At 70.2% G+C, this 19,973-nt stretch carries 21 protein-coding genes and 1 pseudogene; 12 read left to right on the top strand and 10 right to left on the bottom strand.

Annotated elements, in window-relative coordinates; genetic code table 11:
- The first annotated feature begins 19 nt into the window (after positions 1 to 19).
- The gene (locus tag ACFPQ9_RS43110) at positions 20 to 1,015 is read left to right on the top strand and encodes a TAXI family TRAP transporter solute-binding subunit (RefSeq protein WP_380865620.1); all 996 of its coding nucleotides are present in this window, start codon (positions 20 to 22) and stop codon (positions 1,013 to 1,015) included.
- 24 nt (positions 1,016 to 1,039) lie between these two features.
- Here ACFPQ9_RS43110 and ACFPQ9_RS43115 read toward each other — a convergent pair whose 3' ends face one another.
- On the bottom strand, positions 1,040 to 2,431 hold the full coding sequence (locus tag ACFPQ9_RS43115) for a sensor histidine kinase (protein WP_380865622.1): 1,392 nt from the start codon (positions 2,429 to 2,431) through the stop codon (positions 1,040 to 1,042).
- Between the two features lie 8 nt (positions 2,432 to 2,439).
- Positions 2,440 to 3,126 (bottom strand): response regulator transcription factor, encoded by a 687-nt coding sequence (locus ACFPQ9_RS43120; protein WP_380865625.1) that lies wholly within the window; start codon positions 3,124 to 3,126, stop codon positions 2,440 to 2,442.
- 288 nt (positions 3,127 to 3,414) lie between these two features.
- On the opposite strand from ACFPQ9_RS43120, the gene ACFPQ9_RS43125 reads away from it, so the two are divergent.
- The 8 genes from ACFPQ9_RS43125 (at position 3,415) to ACFPQ9_RS43160 (ending at position 10,643) form a co-directional block, all read left to right on the top strand.
- A complete protein-coding gene (locus tag ACFPQ9_RS43125; protein WP_380865628.1) occupies positions 3,415 to 4,191 on the top strand; it encodes an amino acid ABC transporter ATP-binding protein in 777 nt (258 codons plus the stop codon).
- A 146-nt stretch (positions 4,192 to 4,337) separates the two neighbouring features.
- Entirely contained in the window at positions 4,338 to 5,180 is an 843-nt protein-coding gene (locus ACFPQ9_RS43130) for a glutamate ABC transporter substrate-binding protein (protein ID WP_380865631.1), read from the top strand.
- A 96-nt stretch (positions 5,181 to 5,276) separates the two neighbouring features.
- Positions 5,277 to 5,951 carry an amino acid ABC transporter permease gene (locus ACFPQ9_RS43135; RefSeq protein WP_380865634.1) on the top strand — a complete coding sequence of 225 codons (675 nt, stop codon included), beginning with the start codon at positions 5,277 to 5,279 and terminating at the stop codon, positions 5,949 to 5,951.
- Positions 5,948 to 6,880 (top strand): amino acid ABC transporter permease, encoded by a 933-nt coding sequence (locus tag ACFPQ9_RS43140; RefSeq protein ID WP_380865635.1) that lies wholly within the window; start codon positions 5,948 to 5,950, stop codon positions 6,878 to 6,880. Before ACFPQ9_RS43135 ends, ACFPQ9_RS43140 begins: the two co-directional genes overlap by 4 nt.
- A gap of 177 nt (positions 6,881 to 7,057) precedes the next feature.
- Positions 7,058 to 8,698 carry an FAD-dependent monooxygenase gene (locus tag ACFPQ9_RS43145; protein ID WP_380865638.1) on the top strand — a complete coding sequence of 547 codons (1,641 nt, stop codon included), beginning with the start codon at positions 7,058 to 7,060 and terminating at the stop codon, positions 8,696 to 8,698.
- A gap of 575 nt (positions 8,699 to 9,273) precedes the next feature.
- Positions 9,274 to 9,345: a putative leader peptide gene (locus tag ACFPQ9_RS43150; protein ID WP_309544753.1), complete on the top strand. Its 72-nt coding sequence runs from the start codon at positions 9,274 to 9,276 to the stop codon at positions 9,343 to 9,345.
- Positions 9,346 to 9,435: 90 nt separating this feature from the next.
- On the top strand, positions 9,436 to 10,032 hold the full coding sequence (locus tag ACFPQ9_RS43155) for a cupin domain-containing protein (protein ID WP_380865641.1): 597 nt from the start codon (positions 9,436 to 9,438) through the stop codon (positions 10,030 to 10,032).
- Between the two features lie 122 nt (positions 10,033 to 10,154).
- Positions 10,155 to 10,643 carry a rhodanese-like domain-containing protein gene (locus ACFPQ9_RS43160; RefSeq protein WP_380865705.1) on the top strand — a complete coding sequence of 163 codons (489 nt, stop codon included), beginning with the start codon at positions 10,155 to 10,157 and terminating at the stop codon, positions 10,641 to 10,643.
- Between the two features lie 137 nt (positions 10,644 to 10,780).
- Here ACFPQ9_RS43160 and recX read toward each other — a convergent pair whose 3' ends face one another.
- The 3 genes from recX to ACFPQ9_RS43175 form a co-directional block, all read right to left on the bottom strand.
- A complete protein-coding gene (gene recX, locus ACFPQ9_RS43165; protein WP_380865644.1) occupies positions 10,781 to 11,704 on the bottom strand; it encodes a recombination regulator RecX in 924 nt (307 codons plus the stop codon).
- A gap of 3 nt (positions 11,705 to 11,707) precedes the next feature.
- A complete protein-coding gene (gene recA / locus ACFPQ9_RS43170; RefSeq protein WP_380865647.1) occupies positions 11,708 to 12,835 on the bottom strand; it encodes a recombinase RecA in 1,128 nt (375 codons plus the stop codon).
- Positions 12,836 to 13,216: 381 nt separating this feature from the next.
- Positions 13,217 to 13,738, bottom strand: a complete 522-nt coding sequence (locus ACFPQ9_RS43175; protein ID WP_380865649.1) for a GNAT family N-acetyltransferase — start codon at positions 13,736 to 13,738, stop codon at positions 13,217 to 13,219.
- Here ACFPQ9_RS43175 and ACFPQ9_RS43180 point away from each other — a divergent pair.
- Together ACFPQ9_RS43180 and ACFPQ9_RS43185 are read left to right on the top strand one after the other, a co-directional pair.
- Complete coding sequence (locus ACFPQ9_RS43180; protein ID WP_380865652.1) at positions 13,737 to 14,327, top strand: helix-turn-helix domain-containing protein; 591 nt, start codon at positions 13,737 to 13,739, stop codon at positions 14,325 to 14,327. The genes ACFPQ9_RS43175 and ACFPQ9_RS43180 overlap by 2 nt on opposite strands.
- Positions 14,324 to 15,490, top strand: a complete 1,167-nt coding sequence (locus ACFPQ9_RS43185) for an MFS transporter (protein WP_380865655.1) — start codon at positions 14,324 to 14,326, stop codon at positions 15,488 to 15,490. The genes ACFPQ9_RS43180 and ACFPQ9_RS43185 overlap by 4 nt, the downstream gene beginning before the upstream one ends.
- Here the strand turns inward: ACFPQ9_RS43185 and ACFPQ9_RS43190 are convergent.
- The gene (locus tag ACFPQ9_RS43190; RefSeq protein ID WP_380865658.1) at positions 15,485 to 16,786 is read right to left on the bottom strand and encodes an AI-2E family transporter; all 1,302 of its coding nucleotides are present in this window, start codon (positions 16,784 to 16,786) and stop codon (positions 15,485 to 15,487) included. The genes ACFPQ9_RS43185 and ACFPQ9_RS43190 overlap by 6 nt on opposite strands.
- Before the next feature lie 60 nt (positions 16,787 to 16,846).
- Entirely contained in the window at positions 16,847 to 17,041 is a 195-nt protein-coding gene (locus ACFPQ9_RS43195) for a DUF3046 domain-containing protein (protein ID WP_380865660.1), read from the bottom strand.
- An 80-nt stretch (positions 17,042 to 17,121) separates the two neighbouring features.
- Here ACFPQ9_RS43195 and ACFPQ9_RS43200 point away from each other — a divergent pair, with 80 nt between their 5' ends.
- Complete coding sequence (locus tag ACFPQ9_RS43200; RefSeq protein WP_380865663.1) at positions 17,122 to 18,066, top strand: hypothetical protein; 945 nt, start codon at positions 17,122 to 17,124, stop codon at positions 18,064 to 18,066.
- Positions 18,067 to 18,072: 6 nt separating this feature from the next.
- Here ACFPQ9_RS43200 and ACFPQ9_RS43205 read toward each other — a convergent pair whose 3' ends face one another.
- The 3 genes and pseudogenes from ACFPQ9_RS43205 to ACFPQ9_RS43215 all read right to left on the bottom strand — a co-directional run.
- Complete coding sequence (locus tag ACFPQ9_RS43205; protein ID WP_380865665.1) at positions 18,073 to 18,381, bottom strand: AzlD domain-containing protein; 309 nt, start codon at positions 18,379 to 18,381, stop codon at positions 18,073 to 18,075.
- The gene (locus ACFPQ9_RS43210; RefSeq protein ID WP_380865666.1) at positions 18,378 to 19,097 is read right to left on the bottom strand and encodes an AzlC family ABC transporter permease; all 720 of its coding nucleotides are present in this window, start codon (positions 19,095 to 19,097) and stop codon (positions 18,378 to 18,380) included. Before ACFPQ9_RS43210 ends, ACFPQ9_RS43205 begins: the two co-directional genes overlap by 4 nt.
- A 31-nt stretch (positions 19,098 to 19,128) precedes the next feature.
- Positions 19,129 to 19,956: pseudogene (locus ACFPQ9_RS43215) on the bottom strand (AraC family transcriptional regulator); the annotation flags it as partial.
- Positions 19,957 to 19,973: the final 17 nt, after the last annotated feature.

Genomic DNA, 19,973 nt, shown 5'->3' on the forward strand with positions numbered 1-19,973 from the left:
GGCTGGCAGGATCGCGGCCATGTCCAAGGCACTCGACCGCATCAGCAGGAGCCGGGCCGTGCAGGCCGCGGTGGCCGGGGCCGTGGCCCTGGGGCTGCCGCTGTGGTGGCTGCTGCCCCTGGGGGAGGATCCGCCGAGCGGGACGATCACGTTCAGTACCGGCACGCGCGCGGGGGTCTACCAGGAGTACGGCGAGCTCCTGCGCAACGAGCTCGCCAAGGACATGCCGCAGTTGAAGGTGAAGCTGCTGACGAGCGCCGGCTCCCAGGAGAACGTCGCACGCGTGGCCACCGGCAAGGCCGACTTCACCATCGCCGCCGCCGACGCCGTGGACACGTACAAGATGAGCGGCAAGCCCGTCACCGACCGGCTGCGCGGAGTCGCCCGCCTCTACGACGACTACGTACAGCTCGTCGTCCCGCCGGACTCGGACATCCGCTCCGTGGCGGACCTCAAGGGCAAGCGGGTGGCCATAGGGCTGCCGAACTCCGGCGTACGGCTGATCGCCACCCGTGTCCTGGAGGCCGCCGGCATCGACCCGGAGAAGGACATCACGCCCAGGTCGGACGGCATCGACACCGGGCCCAAGCGGCTCGGGCACGAACTCGACGCCTTCTTCTGGTCGGGCGGTGTGCCGACGGACGGGCTGGAGAAGATCGCCGAGTCGTCCGCGTTCCGGTTCGTGCCGATCGACGCCGATCTGGTGGCCAAGGTGCACGCGCAGGGCGACACGGCGCACTTCTACCGCGCGACCAACATGCCGGAGTCGGCGTATCCGACCGTGCAGAACGGCGACACGGTGCCGACGATCGCCGTCTCCAACCTGCTGATCACCCGCAAGGACATGGACCCCCGCCTCACCGAGTGGCTCACCCGCACGGTGATCAAGAGCCGCGACGGCATCGGCGCCCACGTCCACTCCGCCCAGCTCGTCGACCTGCGCACGGCGATCTACACCGACCCGCTGACGCTGCACGACGGGGCCCGGCGGTACTACCGCTCGGTCAAGCCGTAGCCGACACGGCCGGGGCACACAGGCTCAGGCGGACGGCCCCGACCTCGGCACCGTCACGGTCACCCGCAGCCCGCTCGGCTCGTGATGGCCGTATGTGAGGGAGCCGCCGCCCGCCGAGAGCAGCACCCGGGAGATCGACAGGCCCAGGCCGGAGCCCTTGATGTTCTGGTGGCGGCCGCTGCGCCAGAAGCGGTCGCCGATGCGGGCGAGTTCCTCGTCGGTGAGGCCGGGACCGTTGTCGACCACCTCGATCGTCGACATGGCGCCGTTGGAGGCGACGGACACCTCGACCCTCTCGTCCTTCGGCGTGAACTTGACCGCGTTGTCGATCACCGCGTCCAGCGCGCTGGACAGTGCGACCGGGTCGGCCCAGGCCGTGGTGGGCGGGCAGCTCCCGACCAGCCGGACCCCCTTGGCCTCGGCGGTCGGCGCCCACGCCGCGACGCGCTCGGCGGCCAGCGCGCCGACGTCGGTCAGCCGCAGGTCGGCCGCGGTGTGCTCGGCTAGGGCCAGGTCGAGCAGGTCGTCCAGGACCTGGGCGAGGCGCTTGCCCTCGGCCTGGACCGACGCGATCTCCTCATTGCCCTCCGGTAGTTCGAAAGCGAGCAGTTCGATGCGCAGCAGCAGCGCCGCGAGCGGGTTGCGCAACTGGTGCGAGGCGTCGGCGACGAAGGCGCGCTGCTGCTCCAGCACGTCCTCGACGTTGTCCGCCATCTCGTTGAACGACCGGGCAAGGCGCCGGAGTTCCGGCGGACCGCTGGCCACCGCGACCCGTGACTTCAGCCGACCGCTGGCGATCTCGTGCGTGGTGACGTCCAGCACGCGCACCGGTCGGAGCACCCAGCCGGTCAACCGTAGCGCGGCGCCGACGGCCACCAGCATCGCGGCCGTGAGACCGCCGGCGATGATCAGCCAGCCGTTCAGGATCCGTGAGCGCATCTCGCCGGTGGGCGAGTCGGTGACGACGACCGCGACGACATCTCCGTCCCGGATCACCGGCGAGGCGACCACGAGCCGCCCGCGCTGCCAGGGCCACACCTGCTTGGGGTCGTGGCTGCGGCGGCTGAGCAGCGACTCCTCGAAGGCGTCGCGCACCTCGCCGGTCTCGGGCAGGAACCAGGTCGTCGGTCCGTTGGCGAGCGGCGTGTCGTTCGGCAGGAAGACGCCGGCCCGGATGCCGTAGACGTCGTAGTAGCTCTCCAGTTCCCGGCTCAGGATGCGCAGGTCGTCACGGGACCCGGAGGTGACGTCCGCGGCGGGCCGCGCGATGGCCGCGAAGTACGCCGTGTCGTCGATCCGGTCGACGACCACGTTCTGCTGCTGTGCCGAGGCAAGGCTGATGCCCAGCGGCACGCCGAGCGCGAGCAGCACGGCCGCCATCAGAACGATGAGCAGCGGAAGGAGTCGAGTGCGCACCGTGCCCGCTACGAGGCCGGGGCGACGAGCCGGTAGCCGACGCCGCGCACGGTCTCGATCAGGGCCGGCATGCGCAGCTTGGCGCGCAGGGACGCCACATGCACCTCAAGAGTGCGCCCGGTCCCCTCCCAGCTCGTGCGCCACACCTCGCTGATGATCTGCTCCCGGCGGAAGACCACCCCGGGACGCTGGGCCAGCAGCGCGAGCAGATCGAACTCCTTGCGGGTCAGCTGGACGACCGAACCGTCGACACTGACCTGGCGGGTGGGCAGTTCGATGTGCACGGCGCCCAGGCGCAGCACACCGTCGCCGCCCGTTCCGGTGTCCTCGGGGGCGGTGCGCCGGCTGACGGCGTGGATCCGGGCCAGCAGCTCCCCGGTGTCGTACGGCTTGACCACGTAGTCGTCGGCCCCGAGGTTGAGGCCATGGATGCGGGAGCGCACATCCGAGCGCGCGGTGACCATGATCACCGGGGTGCTGGTGCGCTTGCGGATCTTGCCGCAGACCTCGTAGCCGTCCTGGTCGGGCAGGCCGAGGTCGAGGAGGACGACGCCGAAGCCGTTCCCCTCGGGGACGAGCGCCTGAAGGGCCTCCTCGCCGCTGCGCGCGTGCGTGACGTCGAAGCCGTGCCGTGCCAGCACCGCGGACAGCGCGGCAGCGACATGGTTGTCGTCCTCGACGAGGAGGAGTCTCATCCCGGCCTCCCTCAGTTCACCGGCCGTACGATTCGGATAGATACACAGTGCGTGCGCACGCGCGCGTGCACCATGAGAGTCACGCTGATGGACGAGGACGCAGTCAAGAGGGTTCCGGTTGCGGGCGGCTTCCGTTATGGACCCGGTACGCGCGCAGGTGGCAAGTGCTACGACATGTGTCCGATTGCTATCGGATCGTGATGCTCAGATTCCCCTCAGAACTAATGACGCAGGTCGGATACGGTTATTAAGGTCCTCCGAAACCGAGGAGGACGGAGCCTGAGAGCGATGACCGAAGTATCGGTGGCCAAGGAAGATGTGGCCGCGACCGGCGACCTGGTCGTCCTGAAGAACGTCAACAAGCACTTCGGCGCGTTGCACGTGCTGCAGGACATCGATCTGACGATCGCCCGCGGTGAGGTCGTCGTGGTCATCGGACCCTCCGGGTCCGGGAAGTCCACCCTGTGCCGCACCATCAACCGCCTCGAGACGATCGACTCCGGCGCGATCGCCATCGACGGCAAGCCGCTGCCCGCAGAAGGCAAGGAACTGGCCCGGCTGCGCGCCGACGTCGGGATGGTCTTCCAGTCCTTCAACCTCTTCGCGCACAAGACCGTGCTCGAGAACGTGATGCTGGGGCAGATCAAGGTCCGCAAGACGGACAAGAAGAAGGCCGAGGAGAAGGCCCGCGCCCTGTTGGACCGCGTGGGTGTGGGTACTCAGGCGGACAAGTACCCCGCACAGCTCTCCGGCGGTCAGCAGCAGCGCGTGGCCATCGCCCGGGCTCTGGCCATGGACCCCAAGGTCATGCTCTTCGACGAGCCCACGTCGGCTCTCGACCCGGAGATGATCAATGAGGTCCTGGAGGTCATGCAGCAACTCGCACGCGACGGTATGACCATGATCGTCGTCACCCACGAGATGGGCTTCGCCCGTTCGGCCGCCAACCGGGTGGTCTTCATGGCGGACGGAAAGATCGTCGAGGAAGCCGTACCGGACCAGTTCTTCAGCAATCCGCGCAGCGACCGCGCGAAGGACTTCCTGTCCAAGATCCTTCACCACTGAGGGATCCCGCACCACAGACGGAGTGCGCACCCGCTCCACTGACGGACTGCGTCACCACTGACGGACTGCGTCTCGCAGCCGACGACCTGCGTCACCCCGCCGCTCCTGGCGGTACGCATCTCTTCTCCACACAAAGGATGTTCACCATGAAGCTCCGCAAGGTCTCCGCCGCGGCGGCCGCCGCCCTCGTCCTCTCCCTCACCGCCACCGCGTGTGGCGGCGACGGCGACAGCGACAGCGGGTCGGGTTCCGGTGGTGGCGACAAGATCAAAATCGGCATCAAGTACGACCAGCCCGGTCTCGGCCTGAAGGAGCCCGACGGCACCTTCTCCGGCTTCGACGTCGACGTCGCCACGTACGTGGCCAAGGAGCTCGGCTACGAGCCCGACCAGATCGAGTTCGTCGAGACGAAGAGCGCGGACCGTGAGAACGCGCTGGCGCGTGGCGACGTCAAGATCATCGCGGCCACCTACTCGATCACCGACGAGCGCAAGCAGAAGGTCGACTTCGCCGGCCCGTACCTGCTGGCCCACCAGGACCTGCTGGTCAAGACGGACTCGGACATCACCGAGGCCACGGACCTCAACGGCAAGAACCTGTGTTCGGTGGTCGGCTCCACCTCGGCGCAGAACGTCAAGAACGACTTCGCGCCGAAGGCCAACCTGAAGGAGAACAGCACCTACTCGGAGTGCATCTCCTCGCTGCAGAGCGGCACCGTGGACGCCCTGACCACGGACGACTCGATCCTCGCCGGTTACGCCGCGCAGGAGCAGTACAAGGGCAAGTTCAAGCTCGCCGGCCTCAAGCTGAGCAACGAGAACTACGGCATCGGTGTGAAGAAGGGTGACACCGAGACCGTGAACAAGGTCAACGCCGCCCTGGAGAAGATGGTCAAGGACGGCGCCTGGCAGAAGGCGGTCGACGCGAACTTCGGTCCGGCCAACTACAAGAACGAGCCCGCGCCGAAGATCGGCGTCATCGTCCAGTAGCGCAAGGATCCACCGGCGCGCCGCCGTCCACCGCGATCAGGGCGGCGGCGCGTCGCGCTATCCACATACGCCACTCACCCGGAAGCGCGGGAGATCGTGTTCGACTTTCTTTCTGACTATGACAACCCAACCCTGTTGGGTGCCTTCTGGATGACGGTGAAACTCACCGCCGTCTCCGGCCTCGGTTCCCTGATCTGGGGCACTCTGCTGGCCGCGATGCGGGTCAGCCCGGTCCCGCTCATGCGTGGGTTCGGCACGGCCTATGTGAACATCGTCCGGAACATTCCGCTGACGGTCATCATCATCTTCACCTCGCTCGGCCTCGCCGATGTCTTCGGCGTGACGATGGGCGCCTCCGACTTCAAGGTCCAGGGCTTCCGCCTGGCGATCCTCGGCCTCGTCGCCTACACCGCGGCCTTCGTCTGCGAGGCGCTCCGTTCCGGCATCAACACCGTGCCGATGGGCCAGGCCGAGGCGGCCCGCGCCATCGGGCTGACCTTCACTCAGACCCTCCGGCTCATCATCCTGCCGCAGGCCTTCCGCTCGGTCATCGGCCCGCTGGCCAACGTGTTGATCGCGCTCACCAAGAACACCACGGTGGCGGCCGCGATCGGTGTGGCCGAAGCCGCCTACCTGATGAAGGCAATGATCGAGAACGAGGCTCAGACGCTGCTCATCGGCGCGGTCTTCGCCTTCGGTTTCGTGGTACTGACCCTGCCCACCGGCCTCTTCCTCGGCTGGCTGAGCAAGCGACTGGCGGTGAAGCGATGAGTTCCGTTCTCTACGACGCCCCGGGCCCTCGCGCCAAACGGCGCAATGTGGTCATCTCGGTGCTCTTCTTCGCCCTGCTCGCCCTGCTCGTGTGGTTCGTCTGGGACGCCATGGACGGCAAGGGCCAGCTGGAGTGGACCCTGTGGAAACCGTTCACGGAGTCCAACGCCTGGACGACGTATCTGCTGCCGGGACTCGCCAACACGCTCAAGGCCGCGGCCCTGGCCATGCTGATCGCCCTTCCGCTGGGCGCGGTCTTCGGCATCTCGCGCCTCTCCGACCACCTGTCGGTGCGGCTTCCGGCCGCCTGGGTGGTGGAGTTCTTCCGGGCGATCCCGGTCCTGCTCCTGATGCTGTTCGCGAACGAGTTCTACGACCGTTGGACGAACGTCACGACCGAGCAGCGGCCGATCTACGCGGTCGTCACCGGCCTGGTGCTCTACAACGCGTCCGTCCTCGCCGAGATCGTGCGCGCCGGCATCCTCGCCCTTCCCAAGGGACAGTCCGAGGCCGCGATGGCGATCGGCCTGCGCAAGAACCAGACGATGCGGACCATCCTGCTGCCGCAGGCCGTCACCGCCATGCTGCCGGCCATCGTCAGCCAGCTCGTGGTCATCGTGAAGGACACCGCGCTGGGCGGCGTGATGATCGGGTTCACCGAGCTGCTCAACGCACGCGGCACCCTGGCGGCCAACTACGGCAACGCCATTCCCAGCTTCGTCGTGGTGGCGGTCCTCTACATCATCCTGAACTTCATCCTCACCAGCTTCGCGAGCTGGCTGGAGAAGCGGCTGCGGCGCAGCAAGCGGGGCACGGGTGCGGTGCTCAGCGCCGAGGACATGGAGGAGCTGAACCCCGCTGCGGTGGGTGGCAGCTTCGGGACCGGCGGCGAAGGCGGCGCTCTGCCGGGCAGCAGGACTTACACCTGACGTCCAGTCAAACAGCATGAGCGACACGGAGGGCAGTGGCATGATCGCCACTGCCCTCCGTCACTTGACGCAAGCACCGGCAATCTGTTGCATACGTTCTGTGATCGTGCACCCTGCTCCAACTTTCTGTTCACTTGCGTTCCTGGGGACACCGCTGCGGGCAGGGGGCGCCGCGCCGTGGACCCGGTGATCATCGTCGGAGCGGGGCCCGTCGGGCTCACGCTCGCCCTGGCACTGGCCCGTCAGGAAGTCCCGAGCGTCGTCCTCGACGAGGGCCCCGGCAAGGACGAACCCCGCCTCGCACGCTCTGTCGTCCTGCGCGAGGACACCACGACCCTCGTCGAACGTCTGACCGGTGTGCCGCTCGGTGAGACCGGGACCCGCTGGGCCGGATGGCGGTCGATGCGGCGCAAGCAGGTGATGCGCGAGGTCACGTTCAAGGACACCGCCACGGAGGAGTCGGAGGGCCTCGCGCCCCCTGCCCCCCTGCACATCGCCCAGCACGTCCTCACCGGCGCCCTGCGCACCGCCCTCTCCGGCGAGCCGCTCGTCAAGATCGCCGTGGACAGCCGACTGGACGCCATCGAGCAGGAGTCCTCGGGCGTCACCGTGCACACCCGCGGCCCGAAGGGCACCTGGTGGCGCGGCAGCTACGCGGTCGGGTGCGACGGCCCACGCTCCACCGTGCGCAAGCTCATGGACATCCGCTTCCCCGGCCGGACGGCGGTGGAGCGACACGCCGTGGCCGCGCTGCGCGTGGAACTTCCGTGGGAGGGCCAGGCGTTGCTCCATCGGATGCCGCCGTGGCGGACGTCCGGACCCTCGGGCGGGGAGGTCACCGGACGGCCGCTCCCGGAGGGGGTGTGGCGCCTGGACTGGCTGCTGCCACCGGGCAAGGACCTGGTCACACCCGAGCTGCTCGTGGGGCACGTCCGCGAGACGCTCGCCGGCTGGTCCGAGGGACCGACACCGTCGTACGAACTCCTCGACACCGGGGTTCACACGGTCCACCACCGCCTGGCGCGCCGCTGGCGCGTGCGCCGCGTCTTCATCGCCGGGGACGCGGCCCACTGCCTCGGCACACTCGGCACGCACGGACTCGACGAGGGCCTGCGGGACGCCGACAACCTCGCGTGGAAGCTGGCGTCCGCCTGGCACCACGGTCCGCACGAGTCGCTGCTCGACAGCTATCAGACCGAGCGGCGCGCGGTGGTCGCCGCCCGGCTGCGCGCGGCCGACCAGGCGTTGCCGCTGCTGCGCGCGGGCAGCGGGCTGCGCTCGTACGTGCGCGGCTCCGCCCGGGGCGTGGACGCCCTGCTCACGGACGGCCACCTGGGGCAGGGAGCGATCGGTTCGCCCGGCACCTACGCCGAGTCGCCGCTCGCGCCCCCGCAGCTGGAGGGCGAGGTCCCGGTGGACACGCCACGGGGTGCGCCGGTCGCGGATGTACGGGTCACCGCGGAGGACGGCTCCTTCGTCCAGCTGCGGGACCGGCTCGGGCGCGGTGCGCTACTGGTCCTGCTCATCGCGCCGGGCACCGGTGTGTGGGAGCGCAAGCACTGGGCGACCGCCGGGATCATGCCCCGGCTCGCGGCCGCGGTGACAGCGCTGCCGTATCCGGCCGAGCTGCTCGTCGCGGAGAGCTATCCGGGCGCGGCGGCGCACTCGGTCCTGCTGGTGCGGCCCGACGGCCACCTGGTGACGGCGTTGAGCGGGGTACGGCCCGCCGATCTGTACACGGCGGCCGAGGCGACACTCGGCGGGCCGGTCAAGGCGAGCGCGGCGGAGGAGGCGAGCGCGACGGCCGGCTCGCGCTGACGCCGCGCGTCGTCTGGGGCCGTCTCTGTCCCGGGGGCCCTCCCGTTCGGAGCCATCTGCGTCGCGGGGCCCCTCTCCGTCGGGGGGCCTCCCCGTCCCGGGGCGGTCTCCGTCCCGGGGCGGTCTCCGTCCCGGGGCGGCCTCCGTCCCGGGGGTCGCCTCCGTCCCGGGGCGGCCTCCGTCCCGGGGCGGTCTCCGTCCCGGGGCGGCCTCCGTCCCGGGGGTCGCCTCCGTCCCGGGGCGGCCTCCGTCCCGGGGGTCGCCTCCGTCCCGGGGGTCGCCTCTCGCGGCTCGTCGCCCGTCTCGCGGCTCATCGCCCGGGGCGTTCCTTCCCCACCCACCCCTCGTCGCACAGCGCCCACCGGTCACCGCCCGCCGCTTACCGCCCGCGGCCCGCCGCCCGTCGTCCGCCGCCCGCCGGGCAGAACAGGCACCCATCCGGGTAGCAGGTGATCATCCGCAGCGCCGATCACGCCTCAAAACAGCACTCACCGTCACTGTGTGGTCCGCATAGTGACAGTGAGTTGACCGGCCCGCACCGGCATGGTGTACTCCGGATCGTGACCGACACCTGTGTGCGCCTGTGGCGGAGGGTCCATATGGACCTCGTCCGCTATGCGGGCTGCGTGTGTCGCCCGTCCTGCTGAATTCGCATCCCCCTTCTTCTTCCCGCACGTGCCGCGCCCCTGGCCGGTGCCGTAGCGGGCTCTTCGCGAACTCTCTTCAGGACGGTGCCCGTGTCTGTCTCTTCTGCCGCCGTCGGCGCTTCCGAACCGGTTGCCACGCCGAACCCCCCTTCGGATCCCGCTCCCCACTGCCCTGCGAACCCAGCTCCGAGCTCCGCTCCGAAGCAGGCGGACCTTCTCGACTTCGTACGGCGCACCGCCGCCGACACCGAGCTGATCGCCTCGCTCCCGCTCGATCCCGAGGGCCGTACCTGGGTACGGCTCGAAGGCCCCGGCGGCAGCGAGGCCTGGCTGATCGGCTGGCCGCCCGGGACCGGCACCGGCTGGCACGACCACGCCGACTCGGTCGGGGCCTTCGTGACGGCGGCCGGTGAGCTCAAGGAGCACTCCCTCGCCGTCCGGCTGCCGGCCGACGGCTGGAAGACCCTGGAACTGGCGGACGACGTGGACCGCTCACGCCGTCTGTCCGCGGGAAAGGGCCGCGCCTTCGGCCGTCACCATGTGCACGAGGTACTCAACGAGTCCACCGACCGACACGCGATCTCCGTCCACGCCTACTACCCGCCCCTGCCACAGATGCGCCGCTTCAGCCGCAGCGGACCGATCCTGCGCCTGGAGCAGGTGGAACGTCCGGAGGACTGGCAGTGAGCGGGGCGGGAGGCACATCCGTGGTGCATGGCGTTGGCGAACGACCCGCTGGCGGACCGGAGTGGAAGGGCGGCGGCGTGAACGGTGGGAGCGAGCGGCAGGTCGTCGGCAGCGAATCGCCGGTGGACGTCGACGGCACGGCTGCTGAACAGCCGGTCGGCATCGACGAGTTCCTGGAGCGGGTGCGCGCGGGCTACGAGCGGATCGAGCCCCGGGACGCGTACGAGGCCGCCGAGGGCGGCGAGGCTCTGCTGGTCGATATCCGGTACGCGGCCCTGCGCGAGCGGGACGGCTTGATCCCCGGCGCCCTCGTCGTCGAGCGCAACGAACTGGAGTGGCGGCTCGACCCTCAGGGCAGCCACCGCGCCCCCGAGGCGACGAGTCATGATCTGCGGGTCGTGGTGATCTGCAACGAGGGATACGCGTCGAGCCTGGCGGTCGAGTCGCTACGGCGACTGGGGCTGCGCCGGGCCACCGATCTGATCGGCGGATTCCAGGCCTGGCGGGCGGAGGGGTTGCCGGTCACCACGAAGGTGGGACCGCCTCTACCGCCCCGTGCCGTGCACGCCCCTGATGCATTGGTTCAGGCGCCAGACAACCGGGACCACTGACCGATCACCGCGCCCCCACGCACTTCCAGACGCCGGTCCCGGCCCGGAACGCGATGGGCGCCCCCGCGCGTCCACCGTGCTCGGACCGGGATCCTGCGGCTCGGTCGGTCTGTCAGTGGGCGGGCGGGGAGTGACGCTCAGAAGCCGTCGTCCCCCAGGAACTCCGTGTCCTCGCCCTCTTCCTCCAGCGCCTGCCGGACCACCCGCAGGGCCATGCCCTCGGGATAGCCCTTGCGGGCGAGCATGCCCGCCAAGCGGCGCAGGCGTTTGTCGCGGTCGAGGCCCCGCGTGGAGCGGAGCTTGCGGTCGACGAGTTCGCGGGCGGTCACCTCTTCCTGCTCGGAGTCGAGCTGGGCGACGGCCACATCGATCAGTGTGGAGTCGACGCCCTTGGTGCGCAGTTCCTGGGCGAGCGCGCGCCGCGCCAGCCCTCGGCCGTGGTGCCGGGACTCCACCCAGGCGTCCGCGAACGCACTGTCGTTGATGAGGCCGACCTCCTCGAACCTCGACAGCACCTCCTCGGCTGCGTCGTCCGGGATCTCCCGCTTGCGCAGGGCGTCCGCGAGTTGCTTCCGCGTGCGCGGGGTCCCGGTGAGCAGGCGCAGACAGATCGCCCGCGCCTGCTCCACCGGGTCCGCTGGGGGCATCCTCTCCTCGGCCCTCGACGAGGAAGAGGCACCTCCGTCCTCACCGGACGGCTCGGTACGACCGCGTCTACGACGCCCCCGCCCCCGTGAGCCGTCCGTGCCCCGAGTCCCCACGCGACGACCGCGCCCCGAGCCACCATCGGAGGCACCGGCGCCGTACGCCGGGCCCGAGTCGTCGCCGTAATCGCCGTATCCCCCGTGCGAGCCACTCTCGTCGTACGAGTCGCCCGTGCCGTACGGATCGTCCGCTCCGTACGGCGCCGTGCCGTCCTTCCCCCCGTCCGCGTCATGGGTCGCGTCTCCTCCGGAGGTGTGGCCGCCCCTACCGGAGGAGCCCTCGTCGCCGCCTCTCCCCCGCCCTCGCGGGGCGTCCGGGTAGGCGGTGTACTCGGCCCAGTCGGTTCGCCGTGTCACAGATCAGCTCTTGGCGGTCGCGGCCTTGGTCTTGGCTGCCTTGGTCGCAGCCGGTGCCGGAACCGTCTTCGCGGCGTCGTCCGGGGTGGCGGAGACCGCGGCGTCCGCGCCCGGCTCGGCGGCCGGCTCCTCGGGCCGTACTCCGACGCCCAGCTTCTCCTTGATCTTCTTCTCGATCTCGTTGGCCAGGTCGGGGTTGTCCTTCAGGAAGTTGCGCGCGTTCTCCTTGCCCTGGCCGAGCTGGTCGCCCTCGTACGTGTACCAGGCGCCGGCCTTGCGCACGAAGCCGTGCTCCACGCCCATGTCGATCAGACCGCCCTCGCGGCTGATGCCCTGGCCGTAGAGGATGTCGAACTCGGCCTGCTTGAAGGGCGGCGCGACCTTGTTCTTGACGACCTTGCAGCGGGTGCGGTTACCGACCGCCTCCGTGCCGTCCTTCAGGGTCTCGATACGTCGGATGTCGATACGCACCGAGGCGTAGAACTTCAGCGCCCGGCCACCGGTCGTGGTCTCCGGGGAGCCGAACATCACGCCGATCTTCTCGCGGAGCTGGTTGATGAAGATCGCGGTGGTCTTGGACTGGTTGAGCGCACTGGTGATCTTCCGCAGCGCCTGGCTCATCAGACGGGCCTGCAGACCGACGTGGCTGTCACCCATCTCGCCCTCGATCTCCGCGCGCGGGACGAGCGCGGCGACGGAGTCGATGACGATGAGGTCGAGGGCGCCGGAGCGGACCAGCATGTCCACGATCTCCAGGGCCTGCTCGCCGTTGTCGGGCTGGGAGAGGATCAGGTTGTCGATGTCGACGCCGAGCTTCTTGGCGTACTCGGGGTCGAGGGCGTGTTCCGCGTCCACGAACGCGACCTGACCGCCGGCCTTCTGTGCGTTGGCCACGGCGTGCAGGGTCAGCGTGGTCTTACCGGAGGACTCCGGTCCGTAGATCTCCACGACGCGGCCGCGCGGCAGGCCGCCGACGCCGAGAGCCACGTCGAGCGCGGTCGACCCGGTCGAGATGACCTCGATGGGCTCCATCGACCGCTCGCCCATGCGCATGACCGCGCCCTTGCCGAATTGCCGTTCAATCTGTGCGAGTGCGGCATCCAGGGCCTTCTCGCGGTCGGTTCCTGCCATGGGTTCCACCCGGTTTGCTTGAGTCGATCGCTTCACGTCAAAGACGCTAACGCCTGCCACTGACAATGCGCCCCGACGCCCGTCCGGCCTGTGGATAACTCGGGCACTTCTCCGTCGAAACCATGGCGAAATGCCTGCCGAGCGCCTCGCCGGCACTTCCATAAGAATGGATGTTCGATTTTCGTGTCAAGCGCACCACGCGGCACCTGCGCACACCCGCGACACGGCACCTGCCCACACGCCGCGACGCGGCCGGCGCAGACCACGACCGGGCACACCGGCGCACCGGGCGGGCCAGTTGGGCGTCACCTGCGACCCGGCGCAGGCCCACCCATCACCACCGAGGTCCACACGGACGGCGCCCCGACTCGACCCGCCGGCTCAGGACAGCGCCAGCCTCATGAGCGTCAGGTCGAGCCACCGGCCGAACTTCGTACCCACCTCCGGGATCACGCCGACGCGCTGGAACCCGAATCGTTCGTGCAGCCGGATCGACGAGGTGTTCTCCGCTTCGATACCGGCGATGACGACATGGTGACCCGCCTCGCGCGCGGCGGTGATCAGCGCGGCGAGGAGCGCGGAGCCGATGCCGAGTCCGTGCCGGCCTTCGCGGACGTAGACCGAGTCCTCCACCGTGTGGCGGTAGCCGTCCAGCGCCCGCCACGGCCCGTAGACCGCGAAGCCGGCCACCTCGCCGTCCGCCTCGGCCACGAAGGCCGAGCCGCGCTCCAAGTGGGCGGCCAGCCAGGTCGCAGCCTCGGCGGAGGACTGCGGGGTCTGCGTCCACAGGGCCGTCGAGTGCTCGATCGCGTGGTTGCGGATCGCGCGGATGACCTCCACGTCACCGGAGCGGGCCGGACGCACTGTCACGGCCGACCGCTCTCTCTCGTATATTGGATTCATGTCCAACATAGTAGATCCTCTGGTCGGGCAGATCGCGTCCCGCATCCGCACCGAACGGGAGCGCCGCCGCTGGACGCTGGCCCAGCTCGCGGATGCCTCCGGCGTCTCGCAGGCCATGATCAGCAGGATCGAGCGCGGCGAGAGCAGCCCCACCGCCGTCGTCCTCGGCAAACTGTCAGCCGCCTTCCAGCTCAGCGTCTCCTCCCTGCTCGCCCTTGCCGAAGGAGCGCGGGAGGAGACGGACGGACTCGGGGAGGTGCGCCGACAGGCCGAGGCCGCCGAGTGGCGCGACCCCGCGACCGGCTACCGACGCCGCCAAATCACCAGCCCGCAGTTCCCCGCGGAGATCGCCGAGATCCGTCTGCCCGCGGGGGCGCGCGTGCCGTATCCGGCGGCGGCCTTCGCCTTCGTCCGGCAGGTCGTCTGGGTCCTGGACGGCCGTCTGACCTTCCACGACGGCGACACGGTCCACGAACTCGACGCGGGCGACACCATCGAGCTCGGGGAGCCCACCGAGCGCGTCTTCGCCAACACCACCGACACCGCGTGCCGTTACGCCGTCGTCCTCACCCGCGGCATCCAGCCGTGACCCGGCCCCTTCCCCGGGTCGGCACGTTCCTTCTGGCCTCCATAGCCGGTACGGCGATCGCGAACAACTACGCCATCCAGCCCGCGCTCACGGCCGTGGCCGCCGACCTGGACGTCCCCGCGTCGGTGATCGGCCTCGTCCCCACAGCCGCGCTGGTCGGCTGCATGATCGGCTTCGCCGTCCTGCTGCCCCTCACCGACCATGTCGCCCCGGCCCACCTACTCACCGCGCAGCTCGGCGCGTTGGCCGCCGCCCTCACCTTCGCCGCGGCCGCACCCGGCCCGGTCCCACTGCTGGCGGCCTACCTGCTCATCGGCGCCTCCGCCGGCGTCGCCGCCCAGGCCGGCAACATCGCGGGCCGGCACGCCCCGCCCGGACGCCGTGGAACGGGCGTCGCCACCGTGGCCGCCGGCATGTCGGCCGGCATCCTGCTCAGCCGTCTGGTCGGCGGGGCGCTCACCGACCTCGTCGGGTGGCGGCGGATGCTTCTCGTCTTCGCCGCACTCGCCCTGCTCGGGGCGATCGCCGCCCGCACCCTCCTGCCCCGGCAGCACCCCCGGCCGGACCGCGGCTACGGCGCCACTCTCGCCTCGCTCCCCCCGCTCCTGCGCCGCCATCGGCAACTGCGCCGCGCCGTGGCCACCGGCGGCCTGTGGTACCTCGCCTTCAACCTCATATGGGTCGCTCTCGCCCTCGCACTTGCTCGGCCGCCCCACTCCCTGGACTCGACCGCGATCGGCCTGTACGGCCTGGCCGGACTCCTCGGTTTCGCCGCGCTCCCCGTCACCGGACGCCTCACCGACCGGTACACACCCCAGACCGTGATCACCCTCTGCATGCTGACCGCCGCGGCGGGAACGGCCCTGCTCGCCACCGGCCTGGGCAGCCCGTCGACCACGGCCCTCGGGCTCGCTCTCTTCGACGCCGGCTGCTTCGCCGCCCAGGCCGCCAACCAGAGCCGCGTCATCGCCCTCGACCCCCGCCGGTCGGGCGGCCTCAGCAGCGTCTATCTGGTGCTCTACTTCACCATCGGCGCCATCGGCACCGCCCTCGCCGCACCCCTGCTCGACACCATCGGCTGGCGGGGCACCGCACTGACCGCCATCTCGGCGCTCCTCCTCGCCGCCGCCCTCGGCCGCGCGCCCGCTTCGCCAACCTCATGACCCGTCGGGCGACCGACCGGCCCCAGACCCTTCCGTCCCCTCAGTTCCCTCCGGGGGCTTCTGCCCGGGCTGCCCCGGCCGGCGTATCCACAGCTCACGCGCGCGTGCGAACAGGTTGCGCCCCGTCCCCCGCTCCCGGTGCCCGTGGACGCGGGGGTCGTCGGTGACGTCGTAGCGCTTCACATAGGCGCCCAGGAACGCCTGCAACGTGGCGACGGCAGGGATGGCGATCAGCGCGCCCACCGCGCCGAGGAGCGCGGTGCCCGCGATGACCGAACCGAAAGCGACGGCTGGGTGGATGTCGACGGTCCTGGCGGTCAGCTTGGGCTGGAGCACATAGTTCTCGAACTGCTGATAGACCACGACGAAGATCAGCACCCACAGCGCGTACCAGGGGTCGACCGTGAACGCGATCAGCATGGGCAGGGCGCCCGCGAGATACGTGCCGATGGTGGGGATGAACTGCGACACCAAACCGACCCACACCGCGAGCACGGGCGCGTACGGCACATCCAGGATCTCCAGCAGGACGTAGTGGGCTATGCCGGAGATGAGCGCCATCAGGCCGCGCGAGTACAGATAACCGCCGGTCTTGATGACGGCGATCTCCCAGGCGCGCAGCACCTCGGCCTGCCTGGCGGGCGGCAGTACCGAGCACAGCGCGCGGCGCAGCCGGGGGCCGTCGGCGGCGAAGTAGAACGAGAACAGCGTGATCGTCAGCAGCTGGAAGAGGCCGCCGAGGACCTGGGCGGACACATCCAGTACGCCGGTGGCGCTGTTCTGCACGTAGTTGCGCAGCCAGTCGGACTTGAGCAGACCCTCCTGGACGTCGACCCGGCGCAGATCGGTGTGGAAGTGCGCGTTGATCCAGTTGATGACGGAGTCGAGATAGTTCGGAAAATCCTCGACGATCTTGATGATCTGGCCCGCGAGCATGGACCCCAGCAAGGTCACGAACCCGGCGGACACGATGATCACGGCGAAGAAGACGAGGGCGGTGGCCAGTCCACGGCGCAGGCCGCGCGAGGCCATCCAGCTCACTGCGGGCTCGATGGCGAGGGCCAGGAAGAACGCGATGAGGATGTTGACCAGCAGCCCGGTGAGCTGGTGAAAGGCCCAGCTGCCCAGCTGGAACACGCCGACGAGCGCCAGCGCGAGCACCATGGCGCGCGGCAGCCAGCGCGGCATACGGCCGTTCGACCCGACGTCGCCCCCGCCCGGAGGCGGATCGGGCGGCGTCGTGCCGAACGGGGACCCGTGCCGGGCGATCTCCCCGGTCTCGTCAGTGCGTGCCACGGAGCAAGTCTCGCCCACGCCACTGACAATCGGGCCCGGACCTTCGATCTTCGTTACCGGTCAGCGCCTCTCCCCCGGAACATTCATCACGGCACAGACCACTCGCCATACGTCCTTCGCCTCCCAGCCCGCGTCCAGCGCCTGGTGCACCGTGCGCCCACCGAGCTCCGCCATCACGTGGTCGCGCGCGAAGGTGTCGGCGTACCCCGGACCGAAGTGTTCCGCCATCCGCTGCCAGAAGACCGTCAACCGCATGCGTCCAGTATCCCGCCCCTGGGGGTGGGCCTGCCCCGGGACAGCTTGCCGAGACCGCTTTCCGCCCTACGGTCTGACGCATGCCCGAATCCGGAGCTTCCCCACTCCCATCGACGCCCCCGGCGCACTCCCCGCTGTTCCGCGCCGAGCAGTTCGTCTGGCTCACCGCGCGCGTGCTGGAACAGCGCCTCTTCGCGTACCACTTCCTGAACGGCGCCGCCGACCCGGTGGAAACCGCTCTGGACGCCTATCGCAACGAGGACGGCGGCTACGGCCACGCCCTGGAGCCTGATCTGCGCGGCCCGGTCAGCCAGCCGCTGCACATCGGTCACGCCCTCCAGGTCCTGGACGCCGTCGAGCGCTGCGGCGGACAGCGCGTGGACCGCGTGTGCCGCTATCTGACGTCGGTCTCCACCCCGGACGGCGCCCTCCCCGCGGTCGGCACCGGCCAGCGCGGCTACCCCGCGGCCCCGTTCATCCCGATCGAGGACGACCCGCCCAGCTCGCTCCTCGCGACCGGTCCGGTGGTCGGTCTGCTGCACCGCAACGAGGTGTGGCACGCGTGGCTGTTCCGGGCCACGGACTTCTGCTGGCAGGCGGTGGAGTCCCTGGAGAAGTCCCATCCGTACGAGATCGAGGCCGCCGTGGCCTTCCTGGACTCCGCTCCCGACCGTCCGCGCGCGGAGACGGCCGCAGACCGACTGGGCCGCCTGGTACGCGACCAGCGCCTGGCGGTACTGGACCCGGAAGACCTCGACTCCTACCCCATCCCGCCCGGCTACGCCCCGGGCGAGCACCACTTCCCGCACGACTACGCGCGTACACCGCGCTCGCTGGCGCGCGCGTGGTTCACGGACGCCGAGATGAGCCGCTCCCTCGACCGCCTCGCCGGCGAGCAGCAGGAGGACGGCGGCTGGCCCGTCCGCCGGCGCCAGTGGACACCGGGCATCCTGCTGGAGGCCCGCCCCATGGTGACCATCCAGGCGCTGCGCACCCTCCGGGCGTACGGCCGCCACATCGGCTGACCCGCCTCACCCGCCCAGGGCCCGCACCCCGGCGGTCACCACCACGGCCGCTCCGACCACGACCAGGAACGGCGCCCTGAGGACGAGCGCCACGGCAGCCGCGCCGACCCCTGCCGCCCTCGCGTCCAGCACCAGCGCCTGCCCGTCGCCGAACGTCTGCTGGGCCGTGAGGGCGGCAAGCAGGGCGACGGGCAGCAGGGCGGCAAGACGCCGTACGAGAGGCTTCTCCAGCGCACCTGCGGGCACCAGCAGGCCGATGAGCTTGACGGCGTAGCAGCCGACGACGGTGGCGCCGATGGCGATCCAGGTGTTCACCGTGCCTCCTCCACACGCCGCCCCTGCACCCACAGCACAAGCGGCGCAGCGAGCGCGGCCACCAGCACGGGCACCCCGCCAGGCAGCACGGGCAGCAGCCCGAGCCCCAGAACGACCGCCACCGCGGCAACGGCACGCTCGGTGCCGGACTTCAGCATCGGTGCGAGCAGCGCCAGGAACACGGCGGGCCCGGCCGCGTCGAGCCCCCAGACAGCCGTGTCACCGATGGCCTCGGCGCCGAGCGCACCCAGCAGCGTCGTGAGATTCCACAGCACATACAGGCTCAGCCCGGTCACGACGAACCCGATCCGCGCACTGCGCCGTGTGGGCTGTGCCAGCGCGACGGCCGTCGTCTCGTCGATCACCCACTGCGCGGCGAACGGCCGCCACGCGCGCGTGAGGCGCAGCACCTGGGACAGCCGGAGCCCGTAGAAGGCGTTGCGCACCCCCAGGAAGAAGGCCCCGGCCGCCGCGGTGAACGGGCTGCCACCGGCCGCGAGCGCCCCCACGAGCGCGAACTGCGACGCCCCCGTGAACACCAGCAGGCTGAGCACACAGGTCTGCAGGAGCGTGAACCCACTGCCCGCCGACGTCACCCCGAAGGCGAACCCGGACAGCCCGACGGCAACCCCGACGCCGAGGGCGTCCCGTACGACGACCGCATCGGGCTTGTCCCGGCCGACGTGAAGATCAGTGAGAGCGTTCTGTTCTGGCACATCCTCGACGCTAGGCAAGCCACTACCGCAAGTCTTGTACGTTCTTGCGCTCCCGTTGATAGGCGCCCGGCGGCACGCCGATGATCCGGGCGAAGTGCCGATTGAGATGCGGCTGGTCGGTGAACCCCACGACAAGCGCCGCCTCGGCCGGCGAGACCCCGTCATCCAGCAGACGCCGAGCCCGCCGCACCCGCGCGTCGGTCAGCCAGGTGTGCGGCGGCATCCCGTACACATCCCGAAAGGCACGCAGCAAGGCGAACGGCCCGGTATCGAGATCGGCAGCCAGCTGCTCCAAACTGGGCGGCTCGGCCATCCGCCCCTCCAACACCTCACGCGCGCGTACGGCGACCTGAGCCCCGGCCGTACGCACCTCCCGCTGCGGCAGCGCCCCACCGTTCAACCGCAGCAACCGCGTCACGGCAACCCGCAGCAAGGTATCGGCAGCCAGGGCGTTGCCCTCATCGGCGGCCCGCAACACCTGATGCACCAGCGCCACCGCATAAGCGTCATCGAGCACCGGCCGCACGAACCCCGGAGTACCCCGCACAGAGGTGGTCTCGGCCGCGATCTCCGCCACAAGCTCCGGCGAAGGATAAACAGCCCCGTACTGCCACCCCTCGGGCACCCCCGCCCGCCCCGTATGCGGCGTATCAGGATTGACCAACGCAAGCGCACCGGCCCCCGCGTACTGGTCGGCCCCCCGATGATGAAAGACCTCCAGCCCCTCCGCGATCGCAGCGATCACAAAGTGCTCATGGGTATGCCGCACAAACGTCTTCCGTATGTACCGGGCCCGCAGCAGATCAACACCGGGCAACTCGGCATACCGCCAATGCCGCGCCCGCTCCCGAGAACCCATACCCCCATTGTCCGCAC

The sequence above is a fragment of the Streptomyces coerulescens genome (genome assembly GCF_042657965.1).
Lineage (GTDB): Bacteria > Actinomycetota > Actinomycetes > Streptomycetales > Streptomycetaceae > Streptomyces > Streptomyces coerulescens.